Raw genomic sequence first — 26,685 nt, 5'->3', positions numbered from 1 at the left:
GGTCACTTACGGCCCAAGAATCCCCTCGGGATGGGCCGTAAGTGACCCCGCGTTGTGTTTTCAGTCTTCGCTGTGGAGGTCCCGGCGCCGGGCGCTCAGGAGCTCCAGTTCGGGGCGCGCGGCAACGAAGCGTTCGACGGCGTCGAGCACCTCCACGAGATGCGCGCGGTCTGCTGCCACGGCGCCTGCGCCGATGAGCGCACGGCGGTGCTGGTCCAAGTGCCCGGTCTCGGCGGCAGAGACCTCGAAATGCCGTTTCAACTCGGCGATCAGCGGACGCACGAGGGAGCGTTTCTCCTTCAGGCTGTGCACCTCGCCGAGGAGGATGTCGAACTCGATCCAGGCGATCCACATGCGCCCATCGTATCCACTAGTCGCGCGCCCTCCCGCACCGGAGCCCGCGGTGGCAAGATGAGGGCAGACCAAAGGAGTTCACATGGGCGCAGACGATCATACGAACAAGGCCCGCAACGCAGTTTCCCGGGGCGCCGACTCGGTAGAAGACGCGGTAGACGACGCCAAGGATTCGCGGACCGTCCGGGTAGTGGCGCGGGCCGGCTTCGTCGCCTTAGGACTGATACATCTCCTGATCGGGGCCATTGCTTTGGGGATCGCGCTGGGCGCATCCGGCCAAGCCGACCAAAGCGGTGCGGTCGGCCAGTTGGCCGCCACGCCTGGCGGCGTCGTCCTTCTGTGGGCAGGACTGTTGGCCTGCGGTGTCCTCGCGCTCTATATGGCGAGCGACGCCGTGATGGGGTGGAGCGGGGGCGGCAGCTCAAAGCCTTGGATGAATCGGCTCAAGGCTGCCGGACAGGCGATCGTCTTCGCTGTGGCGGCGGCGACCTTCGGCAGCTTTGCGCTCAGCCGTCCGAGCAGCAGCAGCGAGAAATCCCGCTCGGCCAGTGCGGACCTCATGTCCAGCACTCCCGGCACCGTCCTCCTGGTGATCATCGGGGTGGCGCTGCTGGCAGCCGCCGGCACGTACATTTTCCTGGGGATCACTCGCAAGTACGAAAAGAACCTGAGGGGAAAGCCGTCCGGACTGCTGGGAGATGCGTTCACGGTGCTGGGCGTACTGGGCTATTGCGCAAAAGGAGTGGCGCTCGGCGCCGTCGGCTTGCTCATCCTGATCGCCACAGCGGCGCACGACCCTTCCCAACAAGGCGGCCTCGACTCGGCCCTCAAGGCCTTCCTCAAACAGCCCTTTGGCGGATGGGTCCTGGTGTTCGTGAGCCTCGGACTCATGGCCTACGGTCTCTACTCCCTGTTCCGTTCCCGCTACCAGCGGCTCTGAAGGCGGGCGCTGCGCCTGCCGGCAGCTGGCAGAAACGCCCGACGGCGGCCCGCACCAAAGGTGGGAACCGCCGTCGGGCGCTTATTTAGCTAGGTTGTGCTACTTGGATGTGCCTTGAGACACGGATCCCTGAAGCTGGCGCTGGAAGATGATGTAGACGATCAGCACCGGAACAACCGTGACGGTGACGGCCGCGAACAGGGCGCCGAAGTCCACCGCGTAACCCATCTGGCCAGCGAAGGCCGCGAGGCCCTGGGACAGCACGCGCGGTCCGGCCGCGTTGATGGCCACCGGAATCAGGAACTGGTTCCACAGGCCCAGGAAGTTGAAGATGGCCACGGAGGCGAGTCCCGGCTTGGCCATCGGCAACATGACCTGGAAGAACGTCCGCCACTCGCCTGCTCCGTCCAAAGCGGCCGCCTCCGTGATTTCGTGAGGGAGCGACTTGAAGAAGGAGAAAAGGAAGAACACCGTGAACGGAAGCGCGAACCCGACGTACACCAGGATGAGGCCCGGCAAAGTGTTCAACAAGCCGATGTTCCGCATGACGAAGAACAACGGCACCATGGCTAGGAAGATCGGGAAGGTGAGCCCGGCAAGCATGAGGTAGTAGATCGCTTTGCTGCCGAAGAAGACATAACGCCCCAGGACATAGGCACACATGGCGCCGAGCACCATGACAATCACCAAAGCGGACCCGACGACGATCACAGAGTTGAGGAAGTAGCTCCCGATTCCAGCCTCGGTCCACGCCCGGACGTAGTTGTCGAAACGCCACTGCGAGGGCAAAGCAAACGGCGAGGCGAAGATCTCGCTCGATGTCTTGAAGGAGGACATGAAAGTCCACAGCAGTGGCAGGATCACGATGAGCGACCAGATACTGAGGGCCGTATGCGAAACGGCGCCCACCACTCTGTCTCCCTTGGTCATGGCTGGCTTGCGGGGGTTGAAGTGCAAGGACTTCATTTCCTGGCTGGCAATTTTTGTAGTCATCAGAGGGACACATCCTTGTCGCCACCAGTGAGCCTGTTGACCAGGAACACGAGGCCGGAGAAGATCAGGGTGGCTACGGCGAGCACAACGCCCATGGCGCTGGCCAGGCCGAACTGGCCCTTGGTGAAGGCGGTGAAGAAGAGCTGCTGGGACATCACCAAGGTGGAGTTGTCCGGTCCACCGCCGGAGTTCAGGGCCGCCATGTAGACGAAGGCGTCCAGCGCCAGGATTCCCATGTAGATGTAGGCGGTCTGGATGTTGTCCCGGATCAGCGGGATAGTGATGGACACTGCAGTGCGGAAACGCCCTGCCCCGTCAATCCTGGCGGCCTCGAACAGCTCGGCAGGTATCCCCTTGATGCCCGCGACGAACAGCACCATGTAGAAGCCGATGAAGCCCCACACGATCACGAACATCGTGGCGATCATGGCGGTGTTCTTGTCGCCGAGCCATGCGTAGGACTTGAACTGGTCCATGCCCAGGGACGTGAGGATGCCGTTCAGCAGGCCTCCGGAAGGATCGTAGATCTGGCCCCACATGATGCCGATGGCAATTGCGGGAATCGTGTAGGGGAAGAAGGAGACAACCCGGTAGAAACTGGAGTTGCGCAGGCCCTTGATCTGGCCTTTGCTGCTGCCCCCCACGGTCACCAAGGTGGCCAGCACCAGGCTGAGGACGATGGTAATGATGGGCAGGAAGATGACCAACAGGATGTTGTTCCCCATGGCCTTCATGAAGATGTCGTCCGTGAAGAGCTTCTGGTAGTTCTGAAGTCCGATGAAGTTTTGCTTGGGTGAGAAGCCCGACCAGTCGGTCAGGGAGTAGCCGAAGGCCTGGATGAATGGCCAGATCACAAACAGGAGGTAGATGGCCAGGGGTACGCCAAGGAAGACCACAAAGAAGCTGATCTTGTCGAACGTCAGGGGCTTGCGCCGCCTCTTGTAGACGGGTGGTGCGGTATCCGGAACGACGACGGCGGACGCACCGTCGCCGACCCGGAGTGTTTTCGCTTTCACTAAAGTCACTTCACTTCAATCTTCGTGACCGAGCTGTCGTTGCGGACCTTGTCGGTAATCTTCTGCAGGTCCGACGTCAGCGTGGCGACATCGGACTTTCCATCGAGGAACGTGTTCCACACAACCAATTGGTCCTTGTTCATCCCATAGAGGTCAACAAAGTTCCACGTGAAGATGTTCGATCCAGCATCGCTGAGCAGCTTGGTCTGGGAAACCAGGGCGGTGGAACCGAAGCCATCGGCGGGAACGGTGTCCTTGACGATGGTGGGGGCCAGCTTGGTCTTGGCGAAGTTGGTGGCAGCATCCTTGGACAGCATGACACGCAGCAATTCCTTGCCGCCAGCAACGTTTTTGCCCTGGGAGGGAACAACGAAGGGCTCGCCGGAAGCGCTGTGCATGGCCTCGTACGGAAGTTTGGATCCCGAGGTCACGGTAGGAACAGGAACGCCGGTCATCTTGAATCCGGACTTGGTCTGGTCCTTCATCTCGTTTTCGATCCACGATCCGGACGGGTAGAACACGGCTTCCTGGGCGTTGCTCCACTGCGCCTGCGCTGCGGTGAACTGCGTACCCGAGCCACCTGGCTTGAAGTGGCCCGCTTTGACGATCTTGCCCAAGGCGGTGAAGACGCTCTGGATCGCCGGGTGGGACCAAGCGTCCGCCTTGAGGTTTTCGAGGCCAAGGCGAACGTCGTTGCCTCCTTCCTTGATGGCGGAGGCGATAGCCATTTCCTGGTAGTAGGTGGCTGCTTCCTTGCCCCAGACGAACAGGTACTTGCCTTTGGCCTTGGCCTGTTCGCCGAGTGCGTACATCTCATCCCAGGTCTTCGGCACGGTCCAGCCGTTGTCCTTGAGGAATGAATCCGAGTACCACATGGCGTAAACAGTCAGCACGTAGTTCAGGGCGGCCAGCTTGCCATTGAAAGTACCCGGGGCGAGCACTCCAGCGTAGAGGGTGTCCTTGATGACCTTGCCTTCGAGGTTCTTGGCCTCGACCACGCTGGTGAGGTCTTCGAGCTGGGCCAGGATGGTGCTGAAGCCGATTGCCTTGGCTCCGGAGTTGTCGATCAGGTCCGGGGGGTTGCCACCGACGAATCGCGGCTGGAGCTCCTGCGCGATATCGGTGGAGGGGGAAATCTTGGCGGTGGAACCTGAATGTGCGTTTTCGAAGGCCTTGCCCGCGAAGTCAACATAGTCGATTCCGTAGCCGCCCTTGAAAATCACGGCGTCAACGGTGGACTTGTCTGCCATGCCGAACGGATTGGTATCTGAAACGGTCCCCGTAGGACCGGTGGATCCTCCGCCGCCACCGGCTGCGCAGGAGGCCATCGAGCCGGCCAACGGCACAAGCACGGCCGCGGCAAGCGCGCCGCGGAGGAAACCGCGCCGTGCAAAGGACTGCTGCTGAACGTTCATCCTAAAACCCTCCAGAGACTCGTAGTACCGAACTCTGACGGCGCCTCGGCCGGCAGTCGATCGGTCCGGGCACCGCCGCTGCGACGCGCCCTTCGTGTGACATACTTCACCACGAGTGATTGAAAAGCAATATTTTGGGGCAGTTTCAATCAACTTTTGTCAAAATGTGATCTGACAATCCTTCCGTTCCAGAGGGGTCATTTGGGCCGTTTAGCCCCGTAAATTCAAGGATTTTGCGCACTGGGCGATGGCCTCGCGCGCCCATTGCTGCTGTTGCTCGGTTCCTACCCGCTCGGCCCACTGCTCAGCGAGCTGGAACTCCACCATCGCCTCGGTGCGCCGCCCGTCGTCGTACATCGCCCAACCGAGGTTGTTGTGCAGTGAAACCATCCACCGTTTGGTGCGGGAATCGTCGACGGCGGAGGCGTACTCAAGCGCGCTGCGCGTCCATGATTCCTGGTGCCCGGAGTCCGCGATGGCCAGCATGTGAAGTGCGTCCACAGCGAGGAAATCTTCACCCAGAAGGTCTCCCATCTCGGCGGCCTGTTCAAAGAGCGGAACGGCCATGGCCGGGTGGCCCGCCGAGTTGAGCAGGCGGCCGCGCTCCAGGAGGATCCGCACCGCAATGGTTGGCTCCTCTTCGGCGTCGAGGGCGTCCAGGAGGGCATCCGCCTCCTCGAAGCGGCCCTGGAGTCCGATGGCCCGGCCCAATTGGGTGGCGAGCTCGGCCCGTTCAAAGGCGTCGTAGGCCGGACCAGTCATGGCTTCGCGGAAGCGGGCTTCCGACAACGCGGGGTCCTCAAAATTCCACAGCTCATCGAGGGTCTTTTGTTCCAGCATCTGGCTCCTCCTGATTGCTTCGAGGGATGGAAGGCGCGGTCCACTCACAATCTAGCCGAAGCAGCAGACAGGGTCCGCGCGTGTCAGTCCTTGGCCAGCCGGGCCCAGCCCAGTTGCGCCTGCTGCTTGCGGGTCAACGAAGAAACCACCAGGTCGTACGAGTCCTCCACCATGTCCCGGATCATGGCGTCGGGGAGGTCACCGTCCAAGCGCACCCCGTTCCAGTGCGTCTTGTTCATGTGCCAGGCCCCGGTGATTTCAGGATGGGCCGAGCGAAGCTGCGCGGCCAGGGCGGGATCGCATTTGAGGCTTACTGCCAAGTTCTGGTCATCCAAAGCAGACGCGGCGAACATCTTGCCTTCCTGCTTGGATCCGCCGGACACGGCTGATCGGACCTTGAAAACCGACGTTTCCGGGCCGAACGGGAAGTCTTCATAACTCCCTGGGAAGCCAAGGCAGATTTGGCGGAGTGTGGCAGCGTCCATGTAGCGAGACTAGCGGAGTAGGACGATTAGCGGACCGACCGCCTTACGCAACGCCCAGGTCACGCAACGCCCAGGAAGTCCTCGAGAAGCACCACTTCCAGGCCGGCAGCCACTTGTGCCGAGCGGAACGCCTCGAAGTCCGCGGCGAATTCGGGGCGGAAGTGCATCAGGACGATGTCGCCGGGACGGAGGGAATTTCCGTACTGGTAGTCCATGCGCCCGGCATTGGCCTTTGCCTCCCACGTGATGATCGCCTTCAGGCCGGCGGCGGCCACGGCTTGCCGCATAGCCGTCGAATAGGCACCTCCGGGAGGCCTGAACAGGGTGGGCTTGCGGCCGTATTGCTGGACGGCGAAATCCTGCATGCCTGCGATGTCATCAAGCTGCCGTTGGTAACCCCATTGCGTGGTCATGTTGACGTTGTGGCTGACCGTATGGTTTTCAACCAGGCTCCCCTGCGCCATGAACGCCTTGAAGAATGCAGGGTTGTCGCGGACCGTGTTGCTCGTCAGGAACAGGGTCGCCGGGTAGTCGTTCTCCTTGAGGAGCCGGACGCTCTCCGGCGATTTGACCAGTCCGTCGTCGATCGTGAGGAACACCACGGGATGTTTGGTGGGGATCTTGGTAATCACGGGCGCCAGTCCGCCTTGGATCGGCGGCAACGTGAAGTCCGGGTCGAAGGGGTTCCGTAGCCGCCCGGGGCCTGCGGGGCTCGGCGTGGGGCTCATTGCGGTGCTTGCGGACGACGACGGCGACGGGCCCGCCGCGCCGGGGGCCGCCGTCGGGCCTTCTGCCGACGGGGTTCCGGGGGCGGCGCATGCTCCCAGCCCGGCTACGAGGGAAGCCCCGAGGAGCCCGAGCGCGGTGCGTCGGCTGGCGGTGGAGGGGTGGTCGTCACACATGGGGATTCCTGGTCTCGAAGGGTGATTGCACCCGAAACATACCAGCGGCCGGTTAACAGAAAGCGATGCTAACTGGACCTGCGGTGCTGGCGCCGCCGTCGGCTGCCACTAGATGCCGCTCCGCCAGCCCATCTGTGCTGGACAAGCGTTCATCACAACGTCCAGGCCAGCAGCTTTGGCCCGTTCCGCTGCGTCCTCGTCAATTACTCCGAGCTGGAGCCATACGGCTTTCGCTCCCACGGCGATCGCTTCGTCCACTACCGCACCGACGCGCGAGGAGTTCACAAAGCAGTCGACGACGTCGATGGGCTGCTTCTCGAACGGCACGTCGGCAAGGAATTTGTAGCCGGTTTCGCCGTGGACGTCTTCGCCCTTTTGGTTGATCGGGATGATCTCCATGCCCATGGTGTCGCGAACGTAGAGGGCTACTTCGAACGCCGAGCGCCACTCATTCGTGCTGAGTCCCACGATTGCCCAGCGGCCCTTTGTTCGCATAAGCCGGTCAATGACTGCCGGATCGTTGACATGTGTCATAGCTCAAGCCTACTAGCGGGATAGCAGTCCCAGGAGCCAACGCAGCGAAGCCCCGGCAGGCCTCAGGGACACGTCGTCCTGGGTGCCCTGCACGGCTTGTTGCACCCCGTTTTGGAGATCCTTCGCAGTCGCGGTGGAGGGGATGTTGGACGGCGGGAGGATTCCCTGGGGGTCGTTCTTAGGCTCCGTGTGTGCTGCTGCCTTCGGGGCTTCGGACTGCCCCTCGGCCTGCTGGCGTCCGGGAGCGGGAACGGCTTCTGGCGCTGCTGGCTCGTGCACCGCCTCGCCGGCGCTGGCCGGAGCGGACGCCCCTGGGTCGGCCGAAGGGCCTGCCGCCAGGGGTGCCGCCGGCGGCACATCGACGGGAGCCGGGTGCGTCGTGACCTTCGGGGAGTCCTGGGCGGGGGCTGGAGGAACCAGCGACGGCGGAGCACTAGTCCAACCAGGCGCCCAGCCGGAGATCAGCGTCTGCATGAATTCCGGGGTTCCCTTGCTGAATCCGCCACTCGCGGCCGCAACGCCACCAACACCCAAGCCCATGGCGGTCAGGACGGCTGCACCAATGACGACGGGGCGATGCTTGCGCAACTGACGCCGTTTGCCGAGCTCGTCGAGGGGAGGGTTGTCACCCGCTGCCGGGCCAGCCAGCATCGCCGCGAGTGCGGGCCCTGGGACCGGCGCGGGCATGGACGCAAACGATCCCAGCGCTTTCAACGAGTCCGTGAGTTCGGGGGTGTCCGTGAGGCCAGCCTCAAGCATGAGCTCGAGGATGACCGCGTCGCGGTCAATATCCTTGCAATCCCAACGCATCATGGGGCCACGTATTCCTTTACTACCGAGTGCTCGCGGAGTGCATTCAACGCCCGGCGCTGCAATTGCTTGACTGCGCCTTGGCTTTTCCCCATGATTTCGGCTGCCTGGTCCACGGTCAGACCGGCAACGATACGAAGCGTCAGGACTTCCCGCTGATCTTCTCGAAGGAGATCCAGTAGCGCCAGGACTTCGCCGGGCGCCACACGGTCCATCGCTTCGGATTCCGCCGAACTCGACTGGCGCGTGTCACGCTCAGGTTCAAACTCGTGGTGCTCAGGCGCCCTGCTTTGCCGGCGGTGGTCATCCACCATCCGGGCGTGGGCCACCGAGAATACGAAGGTGCGCAGACCGCTGACGCCGCCCGTGATCGTGTCAACGCGCGGCAGGACGGCAAGAAAAACGTCCTGTGTGACAGCTTCGGGATCCGAAACACCTTTTGCTGTCAGGTAGCCGAGCACCTGGCCCGCGAAGGCCTGATAGACGGCGCTGAACAGTTCAACTTCCCGGCCTCGAAGGGCCAGCAATGCTGCATCGGTCAAGGCGTCGGTCACTGAAGCGTGGCTTTCGTTGAGGAGCGATCGTCCGGATCCAAGCGAGATCCTCGGTGCCGCCCAAACGCCGCAGGGCCGGGCAACCCCACCTAGCTTAACCGCTGCTCCCGCTATGCCCAAGGGCCAGCCTTCGGTTGCGGAGGCCTGCCTCTCCAAGACATTCTGCACATCCACGAAACCCCCTCAGACATGAAAAAGGGCCGAGCTGAAACATGATGGGGGACAAATTTCAGCTCGGCCTTTCAAAGAGGTAATCGTCGGGGCACCCCAAAGGGTTACGCGGATTCCAAAAGTTTTTTTCACGCCTGTTTTTTGGCTCGTTTGGCGCGGAAACGACGACGGCGGGCCGCCCCTGAAAGGGCGACCCGCCGTCGTCGTGATTCGGCTTTGGTGACTAGTCCTCGATGAGGTCGTGCACCACGATCGTCTGGTCCCGGTCCGGGCCGACGCCGATCGCGGAGAAGCGCGTGCCGGAGAGCTTCTCGAGGGCCAGCACATATCTGCGGGCGTTCTCGGGCAGGTCTTCCAGCGTCTTAGCGCCGGTGATGTCCTCGGTCCAGCCGTCGAAGTACTCGAAAATCGGCACCGCGTGGTGGAACTCGGTCTGGGTCATGGGCATTTCGTCGTGGCGGACGCCGTCGACGTCGTAGGCCACGCAGACCGGAATCTGCTCGATGCCCGTGAGAACGTCCAGCTTAGTGACGAAGTAATCCGTGAAGCCGTTGACGCGGGAGGCGTGGCGGGCCAGGACGGCGTCGTACCAACCGCAGCGGCGCGGGCGGCCGGTGTTGACGCCGAACTCGCCGCCGGTCTTCTGCAGGTACATGCCCATCTCGTCGAAGAGTTCCGTGGGGAACGGACCTGCGCCGACGCGGGTGGTGTAGGCCTTGATGATGCCGATGGAGCGCGAGATGCGGGTAGGTCCGATACCCGAGCCAACAGACGCGCCGCCGGCGGTCGGGTTGGATGACGTCACGAACGGGTAGGTGCCGTGGTCGACGTCCAGGAACGTGGCCTGGCCGCCTTCCATGAGGACCACCTTGCCCTCATCCAGTGCGTTGTTGAGGACCAAGGTGCTGTCAATGACCAGCGGCCGCAGGCGCTCGGCGTAGGACAGGAAATACTCCACGATCTCGTCCACCACCACATTGCGGCGGTTGTAGACCTTGACCAGGAGCTCGTTCTTTTGGCGCAGGGAGCCTTCCACCTTCTGGCGGAGGATCGACTCATCGAAGACATCCTGGACGCGGATACCCAGGCGGGCCACCTTGTCCATGTAGGCCGGGCCAATGCCCCGGCCGGTGGTGCCAATGGCGCGGCTGCCGAGGAAGCGCTCCGTGACCTTGTCCAACACCTGGTGGTACGGCGCTACGAGGTGGGCGTTGGCCGAGACGCGCAAACGGGACGTGTCGGCGCCGCGGGCTTCCAGGCCGTCGATCTCCTGGAACAGCGCCTCAAGGTTCACCACACAGCCGTTGCCGATGATCGGAATCGCGTTCGGGCTCAGAATGCCGGCAGGAAGGAGCTTGAGCTCATACTTCTCACCGCCCACCACAACGGTGTGCCCGGCGTTGTTGCCGCCATTGGGCTTGACCACGTAGTCAACGCGGCCACCGAGCAGGTCGGTTGCTTTGCCTTTGCCTTCGTCGCCCCACTGGGCTCCGACGATCACGATAGCTGGCATGGGATCCTCCCCCATTCTTTCGGGCCGGTCCTGGCGGGATCACCAAGGCTCAGCGCCGTACATGAGAACGCCCCGAATCTTTCGGCCCTGCCCGCAGACTTTCGCAAAAGTTCACCGGCGGGATCAGCAAGAGTTCCGGGGCTCTTACCAGCCAAGTTTAGCCGATGTGGCTCTGGGACCCGTTGTCACACGACCGGAGGGCGACATGAACACAGTGATGGCGCACTCGAAGTTCCCTGTTAGCAGAATATGAACTCTTCCCAAACAGTCCGCTTTGAGCTCCCAAATCGGCCTTCGGGCCCCAGGCGAGCGGCTACATTCTTTGTGAATCCTTACCCCCAACACTCCCAACTGACTCGCATTTGTTGTCGTTATGAGCCCTCTAAACGACAACAAATGCGAGTCAGTTGGGAGGGCACTGCTCGTGAATCCGAAGGGAACCCCTTGAAAACTCGAAACAAGCGCTTTTTGCTGGCCAGCGGGGCGACAGCACTCGCAGCATCCACGATCGCTGCCGGCATGATCGGTTTCGGCCTGACGCCGGCCTCTGCCAATAGCGACCAAAAGGGAACCGCGACTCCCATCAAGCACGTCGTCGTAATTTTCGGCGAAAACGTCTCCTTCGACCACTACTTCGCGACATATCCGCAAGCGGCCAACACCCCGGGCGAAACCCAGCAAGGCAACGGCGCAGCGGCTCCGGCGTTCACGGCGGCCAAGAACACGCCGAAGAACATCGCCACCCTCGCCAACGACAAGCTGTTGGCACCCAACAATCCCAACTCGGTCCAGCCCCAGCGTCTGACGCCCGGCCAGGCAATCACGTGCGACCAGGACCATGAATACACCGCGGAGCAGAAGGCCTACAACGGTGGCCTGATGAACAAGTTCGTCGAGAACACCAGCATGGATACCTGTTCTGGTGGCCAGTTCGGCCGTCCGGGCCTCACCATGGACTATTACGACGGCAACACTGTGACCGGGATCTGGAACTATGCCCAGAACTTCGCCATGAGCGACTCCCACTTCAGCACCGTTTTCGGCCCGTCCAGCCCTGGCGCGCTCAACCTCGTGTCCGGCCAGGCCCACGGCGTCACCGAATTCACCGCCACCGGACAGCCGGTCACACCTGCGAGCAGCGACTACACAGTCAAGTTCCCTGACGCCAACGGCGTCGGCACCATGACGGAAGACCCGGATCCGGTCTACGACGACTGCTCCAACAAGAGCCACGCGAGCAAGAACAACCTTGCCGGCATGCAGGGCAAGAACATCGGCGACCTGCTCAACGACAAGGGCGTCAGCTGGGGCTGGTTCCAGGGCGGCTTCGCCCCGACGACGCCGGCCACGGACACCACCCCTGCAGCCTGCATGACCACCCACACCAACATTGCCGGTGCCACCGTGACGGACTACAACCCGCACCACCAGCCGTTCCAGTACTACAAGTCAACGTCCAACCCGCACCACCTTGCTCCGGCCAGCGTGGACGAGATCGGACACAACGGCCAGGCCAACCACCAGTACGACACCACGGACTTCGCCAAAGTGGTCAACTCGGACAACATGCCTGCCGTCTCCTTCCTGAAGGCGGGAAACTACCAGGACGGCCACGCCGGCTACTCCGATCCCCTGGATGAGCAGAAGTTCATCACGCAGCAGGTGAACGCCATCCAGAACTCGAAGAACTGGGAAAACACTGCCATCGTCCTGGCCTACGATGACTCTGACGGCTGGTACGACCACGTCGCGGCCGGCGTGAAGAACTCCTCGAACACCACCGACGACGCCGCGTGGTGCCTCAACGCCTACAACAAGGGTGTCCCGATGGCCGGAGGCTATGCCGACCGTTGCGGCCCCGGCCCCCGCCAGCCGCTCGTGGTGATCTCGCCCTTCGCGAAGAAGAACTTCGTGGACCACACCCAGACGGACCAGTCATCCATCCTTCGCTTCATCGAGGACAACTGGCACACCGGCCAGATCGGCGACTCCTCTGCAGACGCCAAGGCCGGATCCATCAACGCGATGTTCAACTTTGACAACGAGCGGGACGTGAAGCTCATCCTCAACGAATCGAACGGCACCGTCGTTTCCCGGACCAAGGAAAACGACGACCAGAACGAGAACAAGCAGTAGCAAGCGCTTCCGGAACGGCACCGTCCCGAATCCATCGGGGCGGTGCCGTTTCAGTTAATGCGGTGCCGCATCATGCCGGAAGCCGGCTCCCGCCGTCGAGAGACCCACCACAGATCTCCCGATTCACCCCACAGGTCATCGCCGTTCCGGTAGAGTTAACCAGCCCCCAACACTGCACCCAATCTGACCGGTCGTGGCCAACCGCTCCCGGCCGGATAAGTGCGCCTTGCTACACGTAGGAGACCCAAGCCCATATGCAAGACCTGGCGACTGAATTACCCGAAGAGCAGCTCTGGAACCGACGTTTCGAACCCCACATTGCCGAGGTCACCGGGCTTTGCGATTCCCTCAAAGAACAGAAGCCGGGCAGCGAAGTCCTCTACGTGGACCCCGCCCACAGCGTTGACGAATGCCGCATCATCAGCCTTTTCTCCAACACCCGCACCACGGAGGGCTCGGGTTTCATCGTCCCGGGTGACGCGGATGCCACGGCCCGCATGCTGGGAATGCAGTGGCAGTTGGGCCTGCGTCCGGAACTCATGATGCCGTGGAACGTTTACCCGTGGATCGAGCCCGACGGCGAACCGGGCAAGCTGACTCCCGCCAACATCACCGAAGGCCTCAAGCCGCTCCTCCGCCTGCTCGCGATCGCGCCGCGCACCTCCGCCCTGGTGGCCCACGGCAATGAAGCCCATCGTTTGGCAGACCAGCTCATGAAGGCCGCGCCGCAGAGCATCCACCGCCGTGGTTTCAAGACATTCAAGGTCCGCTCGCTGGGCGGACGCTCCTTCGCCGGCTCCCCCGCGCGCCAGCAGGAATACCTCGACATCATCCATGGCGCCTACGCCGAGGCCATGGCCCGGACGGGCCTCACCCCGGTCTCCTAGGACCTTTAAAGCCCGACCCAACTACCTCGCATTTGTTGTCGTTTTGACGCCTCATAACGACGTTAACTGCGAGTCAGTTGGGTGGGGAAAGCGCGACGGCGGCCGCCCACCTTCCCGGTGGGCGGCCGCCGTCGGCGTTTAACGCAGTTTGTCCTAGCCTTCGATCGCTGCCTTCGCGGCGGGATCGGAGTCGTTCAGGAACTTCTGGATCCGCTCCGGTTCCTCAGCTTCGCCGATGGCAGCAGATGCCCGGCCGAGGGAGTACAGAGCGCGCAGGAATCCCCTGTTGGGCTCGTGCTCCCACGGGATGGGCCCGACGCCGCGCCAACCGTTACGGCGCAGCGAATCCAGTCCGCGGTGGTAACCCACGCGGGAATATGCGTAGGAATCGATGGTCCTGCCTTCAGCCCAGGCTTCCTCGGCCAGGATTGCCCACAGCAACGAAGATGTAGGGTACTTGGCTACGAGGTCCAGGGCCTCCTGCCCCAACGCAAGGTGCTGGTACACCTCGGTCTCGGCAGGAAGAAGCGTGGGCTCCGGGCCCATCAGGTTCTTGCGGAATTCGTCGGACATTAGAAGGTCTTGCCGACCGAACCGAGCTGCTTCGCGGCTTCCACGATGCGGGCGGCCATGCCGGCCTCGGCGGAGGCGCCCCAGACGCGGGGGTCATAGGTCTTCTTGTTGCCCATTTCGCCGTCGACCTTGAGGACGCCGTCGTAGTTCGAGAACATGTGTCCGGCAACCGGGCGGGTGAACGCGTACTGGGTGTCGGTGTCGATGTTCATCTTGATGACACCGTAGGAAACAGCATCCGCGATTTCCTGCTCGGTGGAACCGGAGCCGCCGTGGAAGACGAGGTCGAACGGGTTTTCCTTGCCGATCTTGGCACCGACCTCGGCCTGGATCTGCTTGAGCAGTTCCGGGCGGAGCTTGACGTTGCCCGGCTTGTACACGCCGTGCACGTTGCCGAAGGTCAGGGCGGTCAGGTAGCGGCCGTTCTCGCCCGCTCCGAGTGCCTCGATGGTGGCGAGGGCGTCTGCGGTGGTGGTGTAGAGCTTCTCGTTGATCTCGTTCTCGACGCCGTCTTCCTCGCCGCCGACCGTGCCGATTTCAACCTCGAGGATGATCTTGGCCGCAGCCGCACGCTCCAGGAGTTCACGGCCGATCCGCAGGTTGTCTTCCAGGGTCTCGTGCGAGCCATCCCACATGTGCGAGTTGAAGATCGGGTCCTTGCCGGCCTTGACGGCTTCCTCGGAAGCAGCCAGCAGCGGCAGTACGAAATCAGCCAGCTTGTCCTGCGGGCAGTGGTCCGTGTGCAGGGCGATGTTCACGTTGTAGTTCTTGGCGACCTCGCGGGCGAAAGCCGCGAAGCCCAGGGAGCCGGCAACCATGTCCTTGACGGAGGCGCCGGACCAGTAAGCCGCACCACCGGTGGAGACCTGGATGATGCCGTCCGACTCGGCCTCGGCAAAGCCGCGGATGGCGGCGTTCAGGGTCTGCGACGAGGTGACGTTCACTGCCGGGAACGCGTATCCACCGGCCTTCGCGCGGTCGATCATCTCGGAGTAAATCTCTGGGGTTGCGATGGGCATGCTGACTCCTATGCTGATTTTCGTCTGTGGGTTTTGTTGACCCTGGAGTAGACCTATACGGCTAGGCACCATCCTAGCGACTGAAGAATCCGACATCGTGTTTCCGGTCACGGAGACGGGTAACACTTGCGGACTGTTGCGGTGCCCCCTAAGAGGTGCCCTCTGAGGAAACCCTCTGGTCGAAGTTATGCCGGCGGATCCAGGCGTGCATGGCAATGGCAGCGGCCGAGGCCGCGTTCATGGACCGCGTGGAGCCGTACTGCTCGATCGAAAGGGTGGCGACGGCGGCGTCGTGCACCTCGGGAGTCAGGCCGGGGCCTTCCTGCCCGAACACGAGCACGCAGTTGCGCGGAAGGTCGTAGGTTTCCAGCGGCACTGAATCCGGGAAGATATCGATGCCGATGATAGCCAGCCCCTCCCCCTGCGCCCACTCCACGAAGTCCTCCACGGTGGGGTGGTGGCGTACGTGCTGGTAGCGGTCGGTGACCATGGCCCCGCGACGGTTCCACCGGCGTCGTCCGATGATGTGGACCTCCTTGGCGAGGAACGCATTGGCGGTACGCACCACGGTGCCGATGTTCAGGTCGTGCTGCCAGTTCTCAATGGCAATGTGGAAATCGTGCCGGTGGGCGTCCAGGTCCGCGACAATCGCTTCGTGCTTCCAATACCGGTACTTGTCCACCACGTTCCGGCGGTCGCCGTCCGCCAGGAGGTCCGGGTCCCAATGCTCGCCTTCCGGCCAGTCGCCTTCCCAGGGCCCGACGCCGACCTCGGGTTTCGCTTCGGACTCACCCTCGGCAGACGCGACGGGAGTGGAGTCGGTGGGGGCAGGGTTCTGGGGCCGGTCAGTCACTACTCAACCCTAGCCCGGGCAGCACTGCCCGCGGCGCCGAAACCCAGTGCTGTAACGCAGGACACCCGGGTGTCTCGGAGACCGAAAGATGAAAGACTTGGGACGAGAAACAGCCACTACGCGGAGGAAAAGCATGGAGAACGCAACCGAGGCCCCCAAGAGCTCAACCCTTTACCGCAACGGACATGAAATCGAATGCTGGCTGACGGATATGGACGGTGTCCTCGTCCACGAAAACCAGGCGGTCCCCGGAGCGGCTGAACTGATCCAGCGCTGGGTGGACACCTCCAAGCGATTCCTCGTCCTCACGAACAACTCCATCTTCACGCCGCGGGACCTGGCGGCCCGGCTGAGCTCTTCCGGCTTGGAAATCCCGGAGGAGAACATCTGGACGTCGGCCTTGGCCACGGCACAATTCCTCAAGGACCAAGTGCAGGGCTCGGAGTCCGGGAACCGCGCCTACACGATCGGAGAGGCAGGGCTCACGACGGCGCTGCACGAGGCCGGCTTCATCCTCACCGACCAGAACCCGGACTTCGTGGTGCTCGGCGAAACCCGTACCTACTCGTTCGAAGCGATCACCATGGCCATCCGGCTGATCCTCGCCGGGGCGCGTTTCATCGCCACCAACCCGGATGCCACCGGCCCCTCGAAGGACGGACCGATGCCCGCCACCGGCGCCATCGCCGCGCTCATCTCCAAGGCGACCGGCCGCGAGCCATACATTGTGGGCAAGCCGAACCCCATGATGTTCCGTTCCGCGATGAACCAGATCGACGCCCACTCGGAGACAACGGCAATGATCGGTGACCGCATGGACACCGATATCATCGCGGGCATGGAAGCCGGGCTGCACACCGTCCTGGTGCTCAGCGGCATCACCCAGCGCGAGGACATCGCGGCCTTCCCGTTCCGGCCTAACCAGGTCCTGAACTCGGTAGCGGACCTCAAGAACCAAATTTAAGGAAAAGGGGCTGGTGCCATGGCTGTGCTGAACCTCCGGTCCCTGGCCGGTGGCCGTATCCTGAGGGGCAGCCAGCCGTTTGGCATGGACACCGCGGCGACGTTCGCCTTCCTGGAACTTCACGGCATCCAGACGGTTGTGGATCTCCGGAGCGAGTACGAGCGCGCCATCGTGCCGTGGCAACTGGCCAACGGCGCGGTGGAGCTCGTGGAGAACCCCCTCGATCCACGGACCGCCTCTGCTGGGCTCCAATCGATCCACACGGCCGAAGACCTTGGCGAGCTCTACCTTGGCTGGGTGCGCACCCGCCCGGATTGGGTGGCCGGATCGCTGCGCCCCGCGGCCCAAGGCAAGCTGACGCTCATCCACTGCTCGCTCGGCAAGGACCGCACCGGCGTCGTATCCGCTTTGGCACTCCTCGCGACGGGCGCTGACCACGCGGCTGTCGTGGCCGACTACGCCGCAAGCACCGCTGCCCTCCCCACGATGTTGGAGACCATGGCGGCGGCGTGGCGGCTGGCAGTCCCGGAGGTTCCGGAGGAAGCATTCAGTCCCTCGCTCATGCTGCTGCAATCCCCGGAAGCTGCGATGGAATACTTCCTGGACCGTTTCGGGCACGAGTTCGGCAGCGCCGCGGACTACCTCCGCGACGCTGGACTCAGCGGTTCCGAGCTGGATGGACTGCGGCCCAGGTAGCGGCGTCTTTAGCGAGCGCCGGTCAGTAGAACACCACCCGCGAGCCGGCCCGGGGCAGCGGAAAGAGATCGTTTTCCAGGTCCTCGATGATCGGATTGTAGATAAAGGGATTCCACTGGGGGCTCGCATGGGCGGGTCGGGCGCCGTCGGTCCTGCGGCCCGTGGACGCGATGTTCAGGGGGAAGGTCTTGGCCCACGCTGCCCGGGCCGTCGCGTAGTTCACCGTGTCATCATTCGGGTTTCCAATGAACGCCATGCGGGTATCCCCCAGCCTGTCGACAAACCGCGTGCCGTCGAAATGGTAGATGTAGTCCGATTCGCTCTGGATCAGGACGCTCGACGGCGCGATCGGCGAGAGCTGCTCCAGGGTCTGGTCCCAGATCTGCCCCCAAGTGCGTTCGTGCTTGTTCACCACGCGCTCGCCCAGCTCATAGCCACCGCGGAGCACCGATGGAACCTGGAAGCCGCTCTCGTACAAGAACACCACGCCGTCGAACCAGCTTTGGTCGAGGATGTCGTATTTACTGAACGGCGAAGAATCCAACAGGATCAGCTTGACGCCGATGCCGTTCCGTTCACGCAGGAGCGCTGCCACTTCGGTGGCCAACATCCCGCCGAAACTGTGGCCATAGAAATAGAGGGTGTTCAGCTTTCGCTCATTGATGTAGGCCAGCACTGTGTCCGCCACGTCAGCGACTTCCAACCCCAGGTTGGAGTATCCGACGGCGGCCATCTGGCCCCGCTGCCGGAGCGAACCGCGGAGCGAGTTGAGGATCCATTGGGCCTCTTCCCAGCTGGTCTTGTAACCCGGAAAGAGAATCCAACTCGAGTTGGGGTAGTACGACTCGGCAAAATCGTCCCCCACCGGAAGGATCTTGGTGGTGCGGCGTTCCGCCTGGACCTGGCGGGTGAACAGCATATCCGCTGCGAGGGCCGTGGAAGCACCCGCTCCGATCAGGAAGGAACGGCGGGAAAAGCTCTTCAGCTCGGCGGCTTGGCGGAGAACCCGGGCAAGGGAGCCCGGGTCCTGCCAGCGCTGCTGATTCCGGGGGAATTTCCCCGCCCGATAGTTCACGCAGCCAGCTTAGGCGCTTCGGACAACGGGCACACGGTCCCCTTGAAACCCGCTCAGGCTTGGGAGAGTTAGTCGAGTCCCAGCTCGTCCTTGCCGAAAGCGAAGAGGTACGGCACGCCGGTTTCGGCCTCGATCTTTTCCTTGGCGCCAGTGTTGCGGTCCACAATGACGGCCACGGCCACCACGTTGCCACCGGCCTTGCGGACGCCTTCGACGGCGGTCAGTGCCGAGCCGCCGGTGGTGGAGGTGTCCTCGAGGACCACGACGTTGCGGCCTTCCACCGAGGGACCCTCAACCTGGCGTCCCATGCCGTAGGACTTCTGGGCTTTGCGCACCACGAAGGCATCGACGGCACGGCCGGCGTCGGCGGCGGCGTGCATCACGGCAGTACCGACCGGGTCCGCACCCATGGTCAGGCCGCCGGCGCACTCAACGGCGATTCCGGCGTCGTCGATCATGGAGAGCATCACCTGGCCGACCAGCTTCGAAGCCTCGTGGTGGAGGGTGATGCGCCGCAAGTCGATGTAGTAGTCCGCCTCGGCACCACTGGAAAGGATCACCTTGCCGCGGACAACCGCCAGTTCTTTGATCAATTCAAGGAGGCGGGCACGGGCAGCGGCAGTGGCGGTGGCAGCATCAGAGGCGACAGTCATGGTGCCCATTCTACGTAAAGCCGTTCGACGCAAGGGAATGGCGAGCGTCATGGAAAGTCCGCGACGCGCATCCTGCCCTGCGCCTCGATGAATCCCTGGCGACACCGGAATCCCGGGGGCGTGAGGCTCTTTGGGTGACGCCGAGAAAATTCCGCGTCGCCAGCGCCCCGCGAAGACCCGCGTCACTCGCCGTAACCTGTGAAATATCTGCGCGGGAGGCGGTGTTGCCGGAAATATGACAACAATCGGAATCATCGGTGCAGGACACATTGGCAGCCAAGTCGCCCGCAAAGCGGTCGAACTCGGCTATGACGTAGTGATCAGCAACTCGCGGGGACCGGAAACCCTCGCGGAACTGGTGGCGGAGCTTGGCGAACATGCCCGGGCCGCAACACCGGCCGAGGCAGCAGCGGCGGGCGATTTCGCCGTCGTGACCGTTCCCCTCAGGAGCTACCAGGACATTCCCGTGGAGCCGCTCGCGGGCAAGATTGTGATCGACACCAACAACTATTACTGGGAGCGGGACGGCCGCATCCCGGAGCTGGACAAGGGAGAGGCCACCACGTCCGGCCTGCTCCAGAAGCACTTGCCCACGTCCAAGGTCGCCAAGGGCTTCAACCACATCATGGCGAAGGAGATCGGCACAGACGGAACCCCGTCCGGCACCGAGAACCGCCGCGCATTGGCCACCGCCAGCGACTACCCCGAGGCCGCCGAGCTCGTGGCGAAGCTCTACGACGAGTTCGGCTTCGACACCGTGAACATCGGGCAGCTTGATGAGAGCTGGCGCGTGGAGCGTGACCGCCCGGCCTATGTGGTGCGGCAGAACGCTGCGGAACTGAAGGACAACCTGGCCAAGGCACTGCGCACCATCTAGAAACACAGCGCAGCAGCCGCTTGCCTCAGAAGGCAAGCGGCTGCTGCTGTGTTTAAGGGCCGAAGACCGGACCCGTCAGGGTGCCGAAGCGGGGTCGACGACGGCGAACCCCGCCAACGCGGCTGCCTTGCGGACGTACGCCAGGTTCGAGGCCGTCCGTTCTTCCAAGGGAAGCTCGGTGGAAAAGTCCTCCAGCGTGACCCACGAGTCGTAGCCGACTTCAGCGAGCGCCCGGAAGTAGGCGAGGACACTTGCTTGGCCTTCGGCCAGGGGAGCCCATTCGTTGACCCACACAGCCGCACCCGATTCGTCCTTCGACCCGGTGCGGACCCAGCGCGCGTTCTTCACATGGACATGTGCCAAATAGGGGCCCAGGAGCTGGAGTGCGGGCAACGGTGATTCCCAGCCCTCGATCAGTAGGTTGCCGAGGTCATGGATAACGCCGACGTGCTGCGGATCCAGACCCTCCAGCAACCGACGGGCCGAGGAGGCCGAGGCCGTCACTGTTCCATGGTGCAGTTCCACGAGGGCTTTGACGCCGTGGTGTGCTGCGCGGGAAGCGACCCACTCGTAGTGTTCCCGGGTTGCCGCAAAGAGCTCCGGGTAGGGCAGACCGGTGGGTTCCTGGCCGCCCATGTTCGAGTTGCCGAGCGGCAGCACGTTCACTCGGACTTGTTTGGCACCCAAGGCTGCGGTCGCCGCGAGGACTCGATCGACGTCGTCGTGGTTGTCGCAGCGGGCGTAGCCGCCGAGGCCGGAGAATTCCAGCCCTGATTCGGCGGTGAGGCGGGCAATCTCCGGGATCGAATCTTCCAGGCCCGTCATGGGCCAGGTAGCACGGTTCCCTGCCCAGAAGCCCGGTTCTGCCGCCTCCGCCTGGTCCGTGACGCGCCATTCGATGCCGTCCCACCCCTGGGCGGCAAGCTTCGTGGCGGCTTCCTGGGGCGACCACTCGGGCGTGGATGCGGTGAAGACGGAGAACTTCATGCCGATACCTCTTCGCGGGCGTCCGGGTGGGAAGCGGTCCCGCCGGTGCGGACCTCCACGTTGTTGTACTTGCCGGCTATGACATCGTCGATCAGCACAGGCCGGCCCAAGGTGGCCGAGACATACAGGGCACGCACGGTAGCCAAGGCGGTCACGGCGTCACGGACGGTGACGCCGGCGGGGCGTCCTGCGCGGATCGCCGCGATGATGTCGCGGTACTGCCGGACATGTCCAGCCGGGTACACCGTGGGATCCAGTGCCTCGACGGTATCGTCCGGGTATTTGGCGAGCTCGACGGCGGCCTGGTTGCCACCGCCGAGGATGCCCATGGCGCTGCTTTCCGATGGATCGGCGGCGTCGGACGCGTGGAAGTACGCGAGGTCGTCGTTGTCGATCACTGCGGATCCCTTGTTGCCCATCACCTGGAGGCGGACCGTCAAGCCAGGGTACGCCGCCGTCGTCGCGTGCAACACGGCAAGGGCACCGGACTCGAAGGTGACCGTCGCTACGGCGGTGTCCTCCACCTGAACGCCTTCGTGGGCGAGAAGCGCGGTTTTGGCGCTGATCTCGATGGGCCGGCCGAGGAACCATAAGAGCAGATCCACGGTGTGGACGCCCTGGTTCATGATGGCGCCACCGCCGTCCATGGCCCAGGTTCCGCGCCACGCGCCCGAATCGTAGTAGCCCTGGCTCCGCCACCAGCTGACCGAGGCCACGGCAGAAGTTAGAGTACCGAAGCGTCCGGCTCGGCGGGCCTCGTCCACCACCCGGCTGGCCGGATCGAAACGGTGCTGGCTGATCACCGTGGCCACCAAACCCTTGGCCTCGGCGGCCTTGGCCGCAGCCAGGATCTCGTCCGCCTTGCTCAAGTCAACGTCAAGGGGCTTTTCGATCACGACGTGCTTGCCGGCGTCGAGCGCTTCCAGCGCTTGCTGGATGTGCAGGCCGCTGGGCGTCGAAATGATGACCAGGTCCACGGGTGCGGCGGCGAGCGCCTCGGCCAGCGTGGGGAAAACTGCCGGCTTCGGGTCGCCTTGGGCTTCGATCTTGGCGGCAAGCGCCTCGGATGCCTCGGCAACTACATCCACAAGGGCCGTGATGACGAGCTCCGGGAACTCGCGGACCGCGGCCGAGTGGGTGCGGCCGATGACGCCGCACCCTACGATTGCGGCGCGGATCTCGGCGCCGGGAGTGCCTGGAGCGTTTGCGACATCGCTCACTTCGTCTCCACTCCTGCTTCATTGAGGACTTTCGCGAACGCCCTCGCTGCAATGCCAAACGCGGTCGGGCCGGAGAATCCGCCCAGCCCATGGGCGCCGGCCAAGTGCGGTTCGAGGCTCGCGAAGCCGGTGTACCCGTCGGCCTTCAAGGCCTCAACCGTGCGGAGGACATCGCCGTCGCCCTCGCCCGCCGGGACCACCGTGGCATTCGAGAACAAGGCATCCTTCACCTGCAGGTATTCAAGGTGTGGGCGGAGCTTGGCGTAGCCGTCCTCGAAAGGCTTGACGCCCACTTGGACGAAGTTCGCAGCATCCCAGGCCACCTTGAGCGCGGGAGAGGAGACGGTTTCGATGATGTCCAGGACCCGTTCGGGGATGTCCCCATAGATGTCCTTCTCGTTTTCGTGCAGCAGGACGACGCCGGACTCTTCCGCCACGTCCGCGAGGGCACGCATGCGTTCGATGACCGCTTCCCGGATGCTCTCCACCGCCACGTCCTCGCCGTAGTAGAAGGAGAAGATCCGGATGTAGCGGGATTCCAGGACCTGTGCGGCGTTGACTGCGCGGCGGAGCCGTTCCACCTCGTGCTCGACGGGGAGGGAAACGTCCACTTTCCCGATCGGCGAGGCGATCGCGGAAACCTTCATCTCCGCGGCATCCAGCAAGGACTTCAGTTCACGGAGCTGCGCCTCATCCAGATCCACGATGTTGGTGCCCCAGGCGCTGCGGACTTCAATGTGGTTGGCTCCCAGTGCCTGCATCACGGCAATCTGGATCTTGGGGTCGTCGTCGATCTCGTCGCCGAAGCCCGAGAGCTCCCATTCAACAGCTGGCGTGCTCATAAGTTACTTGACTCCTCCGGCGGTCAGGCCGCCCACTAGGTAACGCTGGAAAATCAGATACAGGATGACCACCGGGGCAGCACACACCAGGGAGGCCGCCATCATCTGGCCGTAGAAGGGAATCGCGCCGCCTTCCTGCGAGGCACCGAAGACCTGGAGCGCGACGGCGGCCGTCTGGCTTTCGGGCCGCGTCATGACTGAGGCGAACAAGACGTCGTTCCAGCCGAGCAGGAAGGCGAAAATACCGGAAACGACGACGCCGGGCCAGCTCAGCGGGAGGATGATCCGCACCAGCACGCCCAGGTTGCTGGCGCCGTCGATCCTTGCCGCCTCTTCGAGTTCGCGCGGCAGGCCGCGCAGATAGGTGACCATCACCCAAGTGGAGAATGGCATCGCGAACGTCAGGTAGGTGACGAACAAGCCCCATTGCGTGCCGATGACCTGGATGCCCAGGTAGGTCGCGGACGATGAGAACAGCACGAAGACCGGAAGCACCATGAGGGTGCCGGGAACCGACTGGAGTCCCAGCAGCCCGCGAAGGATCGTCAGGCGGCCACGGAACTGGTAGCGGACCAGGACGTAGGCGGTGGCAATCGACATCAGCGCGGAGACCACGGCGGTGGAACCGGCCACGAGAACGCTGTTGGCCAGGCCCGTGGCCAGTCCAACGCTCGTCCAGATCGTGGAGTAGTTCTCAAAGGAGAAGCTGGACGGGAAGAACTCGCCCCGAGCCACGCCGATGTCCGAGTTCACGGACGCCAGGAAGATGTACGCCACCGGAATGAGCACCAGGGCACACAACACCGTCAGGATGATGGCGAGCATCGGCCCTGGCAGGAGCTTGGTGACTTCGTGCTGGCGTTTGGAGCCCGGGCGGAAGTTCTCGCTCGTTCGGCGTCCGACGGCGGTAGTTGCGGTGCTCACTTTTTGCCTCCGGGGGTTTCGGCGTCGTCGAGTTTGACGGCCCGCAGATAGACGAACAAGGGGATCGCGATCAGGATCAGCGAAATGAACGCCATGGCCGCGCTGAGCCCGAACCTGAAGCTCTGGAAGCTCGTGACGTAGGTGAGGATCGGGAGCAGCTCCACATCGGAAGGAGCAGGTACCCCGAACAGGACGAACGGCAAGGTGAAGTTGTTGATGTGGTGCAGCATGCCGATCAGGAACGCCAAGGAGAGCGGACCCTTGAGGTAAGGGAAGACCACGTAGCGGAGCTTGTTCCACCACAGGGCACCGTCAAGGGCCGAGGCTTCGTGGACCTCATGGTCCACAGACTGGAGCCCGGACAACGCCAGCAGGTAGACAAACGGCCACGATGCCCAGATCTGGACCAGGATCAGCGTCCAATAAGACTGGGGACCGTTGAGCCACAGGCCCGGGTCGATGCCCACCGAATGCAGCACGGAGTCGACGACGCTGCCCGGCTGGAACATGGTCCGCCACACCGTCGCCACCACGAAGGATGGAAGGACGTAGGGGATCAGGAACACGGAGCGGATCACAGCCCGGCCCTTGAACGCGTTCTGGGTGGCGACGGCACCGGCGATGCCGAGCGGGATGGTCACCACCATGGCGAGCAAGGAGTAGCTGACGCTGAGCCAGATGGCGTGCAGCAGAGGCGATGCGGTCAGCGCTTCGACGAAGTTCTGGACTCCGATGAACGGAGCGCTGACCCACTTGCGCAGCGAATACTGGTCCAGGTCCAGCCCCGACATGAAGATGCCGAGCAGGAGGGGCACCACGATGATGATCACCATCAGCAGGCCGCCCGGAATCAGCATCCACAAGGGGCGGTTGCGTTCGCTCAGCCCCTTGCGGCGCCGGGGTGTGTCGTCCGGCGACTGCGGGTCCGGCTTTGCAGCGCGGGACGACTTGCGGCGCGTGGACTTGCCCGCAGTCAATGAATCGGTGGACATGTCAGTTCCTACTTACTTTGATGCCCGGTCAAGTGAGGCCTGGCCCTTGGTTTGTGCGTCCTTGAGGCGCGCCTGGAGGCTCGAGTCGTCCACGGAACCCTTGGAGAGGTCCGGGATCGACTGGACCACTACGTTGACGAGGGCCAACTGAATGTCGCCCCAAGCGCCGGTGAAGGGCGTTGCCTTGGACTTGGCGGCGGTATCGGCAACCGGTTGGAGTATCGGGTTATTCAGAGACTTCAGCGCCTCGGCATTGGCGGGCAGATCTCCGAAGATCTTCTGGTAGTTCAGCTGCTCGTCCTTGGACGTGATGAGGTTGATGTAAGCGAAGGCCAAGTCCTTTTGCTTCGAGTAATCAGCAACAACCACGTTGTCACCGGAGAGGATGCTGGCAGCATTCGCGGCGTCGCCCTGCGGAGACGTCTGGCCCGGGGCGGTCGTCGGCATGGCTGTGTAGGCGTACTTGCCGGCGACAGCCGACTTCTCGAGCGTCGGGACGGAGCTCGACGTCGTCATCATCAGATAGCCGGCCTTGCCGCTCGCGAATGCTGCCAGGGCGTTGCTGTTGCTCCAGCCAACTGAGGCCGGATCGACAACTTTGTCCTTGGTGAGCCAGCCGAAGTAGGTTTCGTAGGCCTTCTTGACGGTCGGGTCGTCGAGCTTGAGTGTCTTGCCGTCCACTAGCGGGTTGCCTGCCTGGACGGACATAGCCCAGATGAATTTCCACGGATCAAAGTTGTCCTTGTACCCGGTAGCGAGCCCAAAAGTTCCGGTGGCCGGGTTGGTCATCTTCTTGGCCTGGGCTGCGAGCTCGTCCCAGCTGGTGGCGGGCTTATCGATCCCCGCCGCCTTCAGGATGTCCTTGTTGTAGGCCATCACGAACGGCCGGCTGACGAACGGAATCCCCGCTTGGTGCTGTGCATCCGGGCCGGAGATGCCCAGGGCTGCCTGGTTGAACCGGTCCTTACCGCCCACCTTCTTCCAGTCGTCATCGGACAACGTCACAAAGGCCTTGGTTGCATAGGCCGTGGGGGTGAACGTGGTACCGAGGCTATAGACGTCCGGGCCTTGACCCGACACCACGGAGGTCTGGATCCGTGTGAGTTCGTCATTTCCCGACGCGAACGTTTCGAATTCAACGTCGGCACCGGTCTGTGCCTTGAACTTGGCGGCAATATCCGTGAACCACTGCTTCTGCTGTGCCGGATAGTTTGCGTTGGAGTTGACCAGGACACTCAGCTTCTTGCCCTTCCCGTCAACGGGACCGGCGCTCCCCCCGGAGCTGGTGCTGCCGCCTCCGCAGGCGGTCAAAGCTAAGGCGGCTGTTAGGGCAACAGCGGCAAATTTGGCGGACGATGCAAACTTCATTGTTTTCCTCCCTGGAGACCCGATGGCCTCGTTGGCGTGGTGCGCGTCACATCGGGTGATTTCTCCGAGTCTAGGCATGCGCAACAAGGATG

At 63.2% G+C, this 26,685-nt stretch carries 28 protein-coding genes; 6 read left to right on the top strand and 22 right to left on the bottom strand.

The annotated features are described in order from the left end of the window. Positions 1 to 60: 60 nt before the first annotated feature. On the bottom strand, positions 61 to 354 hold the full coding sequence (locus tag AC1DJW_RS12785; protein ID WP_476901568.1) for a DUF503 domain-containing protein: 294 nt from the start codon (positions 352 to 354) through the stop codon (positions 61 to 63). An 82-nt stretch (positions 355 to 436) separates the two neighbouring features. Here AC1DJW_RS12785 and AC1DJW_RS12780 point away from each other — a divergent pair, with 82 nt between their 5' ends. After that, a complete protein-coding gene (locus AC1DJW_RS12780) occupies positions 437 to 1,294 on the top strand; it encodes a DUF1206 domain-containing protein (RefSeq protein ID WP_476901567.1) in 858 nt (285 codons plus the stop codon). Positions 1,295 to 1,393: 99 nt separating this feature from the next. Here the strand turns inward: AC1DJW_RS12780 and AC1DJW_RS12775 are convergent, their stop codons facing one another. The 10 genes from AC1DJW_RS12775 to AC1DJW_RS12730 all read right to left on the bottom strand — a co-directional run bounded on the left by AC1DJW_RS12775 (position 1,394) and on the right by AC1DJW_RS12730 (position 10,527). Further along, entirely contained in the window at positions 1,394 to 2,287 is an 894-nt protein-coding gene (locus AC1DJW_RS12775) for a carbohydrate ABC transporter permease (protein WP_390281674.1), read from the bottom strand. After that, on the bottom strand, positions 2,287 to 3,303 hold the full coding sequence (locus AC1DJW_RS12770; RefSeq protein WP_459342923.1) for a carbohydrate ABC transporter permease: 1,017 nt from the start codon (positions 3,301 to 3,303) through the stop codon (positions 2,287 to 2,289). The genes AC1DJW_RS12775 and AC1DJW_RS12770 overlap by 1 nt, the downstream gene beginning before the upstream one ends. Positions 3,304 to 3,308: 5 nt before the next feature. After that, entirely contained in the window at positions 3,309 to 4,718 is a 1,410-nt protein-coding gene (gene ngcE, locus AC1DJW_RS12765; RefSeq protein WP_284754614.1) for an N-acetylglucosamine/diacetylchitobiose ABC transporter substrate-binding protein, read from the bottom strand. Positions 4,719 to 4,928: 210 nt separating this feature from the next. Continuing rightward, on the bottom strand, positions 4,929 to 5,558 hold the full coding sequence (locus AC1DJW_RS12760) for a hypothetical protein (RefSeq protein ID WP_390281670.1): 630 nt from the start codon (positions 5,556 to 5,558) through the stop codon (positions 4,929 to 4,931). Positions 5,559 to 5,641: 83 nt separating this feature from the next. Beyond that, positions 5,642 to 6,043: an MmcQ/YjbR family DNA-binding protein gene (locus tag AC1DJW_RS12755; RefSeq protein ID WP_284754616.1), complete on the bottom strand. Its 402-nt coding sequence runs from the start codon at positions 6,041 to 6,043 to the stop codon at positions 5,642 to 5,644. Positions 6,044 to 6,102: 59 nt separating this feature from the next. Next, positions 6,103 to 6,945 carry a polysaccharide deacetylase family protein gene (locus AC1DJW_RS12750; protein WP_284754617.1) on the bottom strand — a complete coding sequence of 281 codons (843 nt, stop codon included), beginning with the start codon at positions 6,943 to 6,945 and terminating at the stop codon, positions 6,103 to 6,105. 108 nt (positions 6,946 to 7,053) lie between these two features. Continuing rightward, complete coding sequence (locus AC1DJW_RS12745; protein ID WP_236814520.1) at positions 7,054 to 7,479, bottom strand: CoA-binding protein; 426 nt, start codon at positions 7,477 to 7,479, stop codon at positions 7,054 to 7,056. A 12-nt stretch (positions 7,480 to 7,491) separates the two neighbouring features. After that, positions 7,492 to 8,292: a hypothetical protein gene (locus AC1DJW_RS12740; RefSeq protein ID WP_390281667.1), complete on the bottom strand. Its 801-nt coding sequence runs from the start codon at positions 8,290 to 8,292 to the stop codon at positions 7,492 to 7,494. Further along, a complete protein-coding gene (locus AC1DJW_RS12735; RefSeq protein ID WP_390281665.1) occupies positions 8,289 to 8,843 on the bottom strand; it encodes an RNA polymerase sigma factor in 555 nt (184 codons plus the stop codon). Before AC1DJW_RS12735 ends, AC1DJW_RS12740 begins: the two co-directional genes overlap by 4 nt. A 394-nt stretch (positions 8,844 to 9,237) precedes the next feature. Further along, complete coding sequence (locus AC1DJW_RS12730) at positions 9,238 to 10,527, bottom strand: adenylosuccinate synthase (RefSeq protein WP_059388506.1); 1,290 nt, start codon at positions 10,525 to 10,527, stop codon at positions 9,238 to 9,240. 444 nt (positions 10,528 to 10,971) lie between these two features. On the opposite strand from AC1DJW_RS12730, the gene AC1DJW_RS12725 reads away from it, so the two are divergent. Next, positions 10,972 to 12,663: a phospholipase C gene (locus tag AC1DJW_RS12725; RefSeq protein WP_476901566.1), complete on the top strand. Its 1,692-nt coding sequence runs from the start codon at positions 10,972 to 10,974 to the stop codon at positions 12,661 to 12,663. A 254-nt stretch (positions 12,664 to 12,917) separates the two neighbouring features. After that, positions 12,918 to 13,550, top strand: coding sequence for a uracil-DNA glycosylase family protein (locus tag AC1DJW_RS12720; RefSeq protein WP_284754621.1), 633 nt, complete (start codon positions 12,918 to 12,920; stop codon positions 13,548 to 13,550). Between the two features lie 153 nt (positions 13,551 to 13,703). On the opposite strand, the gene AC1DJW_RS12715 is transcribed toward AC1DJW_RS12720, so the two are convergent. The 3 genes from AC1DJW_RS12715 to AC1DJW_RS12705 all read right to left on the bottom strand — a co-directional run bounded on the left by AC1DJW_RS12715 (position 13,704) and on the right by AC1DJW_RS12705 (position 15,995). After that, positions 13,704 to 14,123 (bottom strand): DUF3151 domain-containing protein, encoded by a 420-nt coding sequence (locus tag AC1DJW_RS12715; RefSeq protein WP_284754622.1) that lies wholly within the window; start codon positions 14,121 to 14,123, stop codon positions 13,704 to 13,706. After that, positions 14,123 to 15,214 (bottom strand): class II fructose-bisphosphate aldolase, encoded by a 1,092-nt coding sequence (gene fbaA, locus AC1DJW_RS12710; protein ID WP_284754623.1) that lies wholly within the window; start codon positions 15,212 to 15,214, stop codon positions 14,123 to 14,125. The genes AC1DJW_RS12715 and fbaA overlap by 1 nt, the downstream gene beginning before the upstream one ends. Before the next feature lie 76 nt (positions 15,215 to 15,290). Then, complete coding sequence (locus AC1DJW_RS12705) at positions 15,291 to 15,995, bottom strand: TrmH family RNA methyltransferase (RefSeq protein WP_459342190.1); 705 nt, start codon at positions 15,993 to 15,995, stop codon at positions 15,291 to 15,293. Positions 15,996 to 16,128: 133 nt separating this feature from the next. Between AC1DJW_RS12705 and AC1DJW_RS12700 the strand changes: the two genes are divergently transcribed. Both AC1DJW_RS12700 and AC1DJW_RS12695 read left to right on the top strand, forming a co-directional pair. Next, entirely contained in the window at positions 16,129 to 16,959 is an 831-nt protein-coding gene (locus AC1DJW_RS12700; RefSeq protein ID WP_284754626.1) for an HAD-IIA family hydrolase, read from the top strand. Positions 16,960 to 16,977: 18 nt separating this feature from the next. Then, positions 16,978 to 17,655: a tyrosine-protein phosphatase gene (locus tag AC1DJW_RS12695; protein WP_476901565.1), complete on the top strand. Its 678-nt coding sequence runs from the start codon at positions 16,978 to 16,980 to the stop codon at positions 17,653 to 17,655. A gap of 22 nt (positions 17,656 to 17,677) precedes the next feature. Here AC1DJW_RS12695 and AC1DJW_RS12690 read toward each other — a convergent pair whose 3' ends face one another. Continuing rightward, positions 17,678 to 18,730 (bottom strand): thioesterase domain-containing protein, encoded by a 1,053-nt coding sequence (locus AC1DJW_RS12690; protein WP_476901564.1) that lies wholly within the window; start codon positions 18,728 to 18,730, stop codon positions 17,678 to 17,680. A 68-nt stretch (positions 18,731 to 18,798) separates the two neighbouring features. Next, positions 18,799 to 19,383 (bottom strand): orotate phosphoribosyltransferase, encoded by a 585-nt coding sequence (gene pyrE / locus AC1DJW_RS12685; RefSeq protein ID WP_234752707.1) that lies wholly within the window; start codon positions 19,381 to 19,383, stop codon positions 18,799 to 18,801. A gap of 235 nt (positions 19,384 to 19,618) precedes the next feature. On the opposite strand from pyrE, the gene AC1DJW_RS12680 reads away from it, so the two are divergent. After that, positions 19,619 to 20,260, top strand: coding sequence for an NADPH-dependent F420 reductase (locus AC1DJW_RS12680; RefSeq protein ID WP_476901563.1), 642 nt, complete (start codon positions 19,619 to 19,621; stop codon positions 20,258 to 20,260). A gap of 75 nt (positions 20,261 to 20,335) precedes the next feature. Here the strand turns inward: AC1DJW_RS12680 and AC1DJW_RS12675 are convergent, their stop codons facing one another. The 6 genes from AC1DJW_RS12675 to AC1DJW_RS12650 form a co-directional block, all read right to left on the bottom strand. Continuing rightward, positions 20,336 to 21,247 carry a sugar phosphate isomerase/epimerase family protein gene (locus AC1DJW_RS12675; protein ID WP_390281653.1) on the bottom strand — a complete coding sequence of 304 codons (912 nt, stop codon included), beginning with the start codon at positions 21,245 to 21,247 and terminating at the stop codon, positions 20,336 to 20,338. Beyond that, complete coding sequence (locus AC1DJW_RS12670; RefSeq protein ID WP_476901562.1) at positions 21,244 to 22,467, bottom strand: Gfo/Idh/MocA family protein; 1,224 nt, start codon at positions 22,465 to 22,467, stop codon at positions 21,244 to 21,246. Before AC1DJW_RS12670 ends, AC1DJW_RS12675 begins: the two co-directional genes overlap by 4 nt. Further along, entirely contained in the window at positions 22,464 to 23,309 is an 846-nt protein-coding gene (locus tag AC1DJW_RS12665; protein WP_390281649.1) for a sugar phosphate isomerase/epimerase family protein, read from the bottom strand. The genes AC1DJW_RS12670 and AC1DJW_RS12665 overlap by 4 nt, the downstream gene beginning before the upstream one ends. Positions 23,310 to 23,312: 3 nt before the next feature. After that, positions 23,313 to 24,134: a carbohydrate ABC transporter permease gene (locus tag AC1DJW_RS12660; protein WP_284754733.1), complete on the bottom strand. Its 822-nt coding sequence runs from the start codon at positions 24,132 to 24,134 to the stop codon at positions 23,313 to 23,315. Positions 24,135 to 24,229: 95 nt separating this feature from the next. After that, entirely contained in the window at positions 24,230 to 25,225 is a 996-nt protein-coding gene (locus AC1DJW_RS12655; protein WP_284754634.1) for a carbohydrate ABC transporter permease, read from the bottom strand. A gap of 12 nt (positions 25,226 to 25,237) precedes the next feature. After that, positions 25,238 to 26,593, bottom strand: a complete 1,356-nt coding sequence (locus AC1DJW_RS12650) for an ABC transporter substrate-binding protein (RefSeq protein ID WP_284754635.1) — start codon at positions 26,591 to 26,593, stop codon at positions 25,238 to 25,240. Positions 26,594 to 26,685 lie beyond the last annotated feature (92 nt).

The organism is Arthrobacter sp. 05L417, from assembly GCF_056397865.1.
Note: the sequence above shows the minus strand (reverse complement) of the source record. Positions and strands in the feature narration are given on the sequence as shown.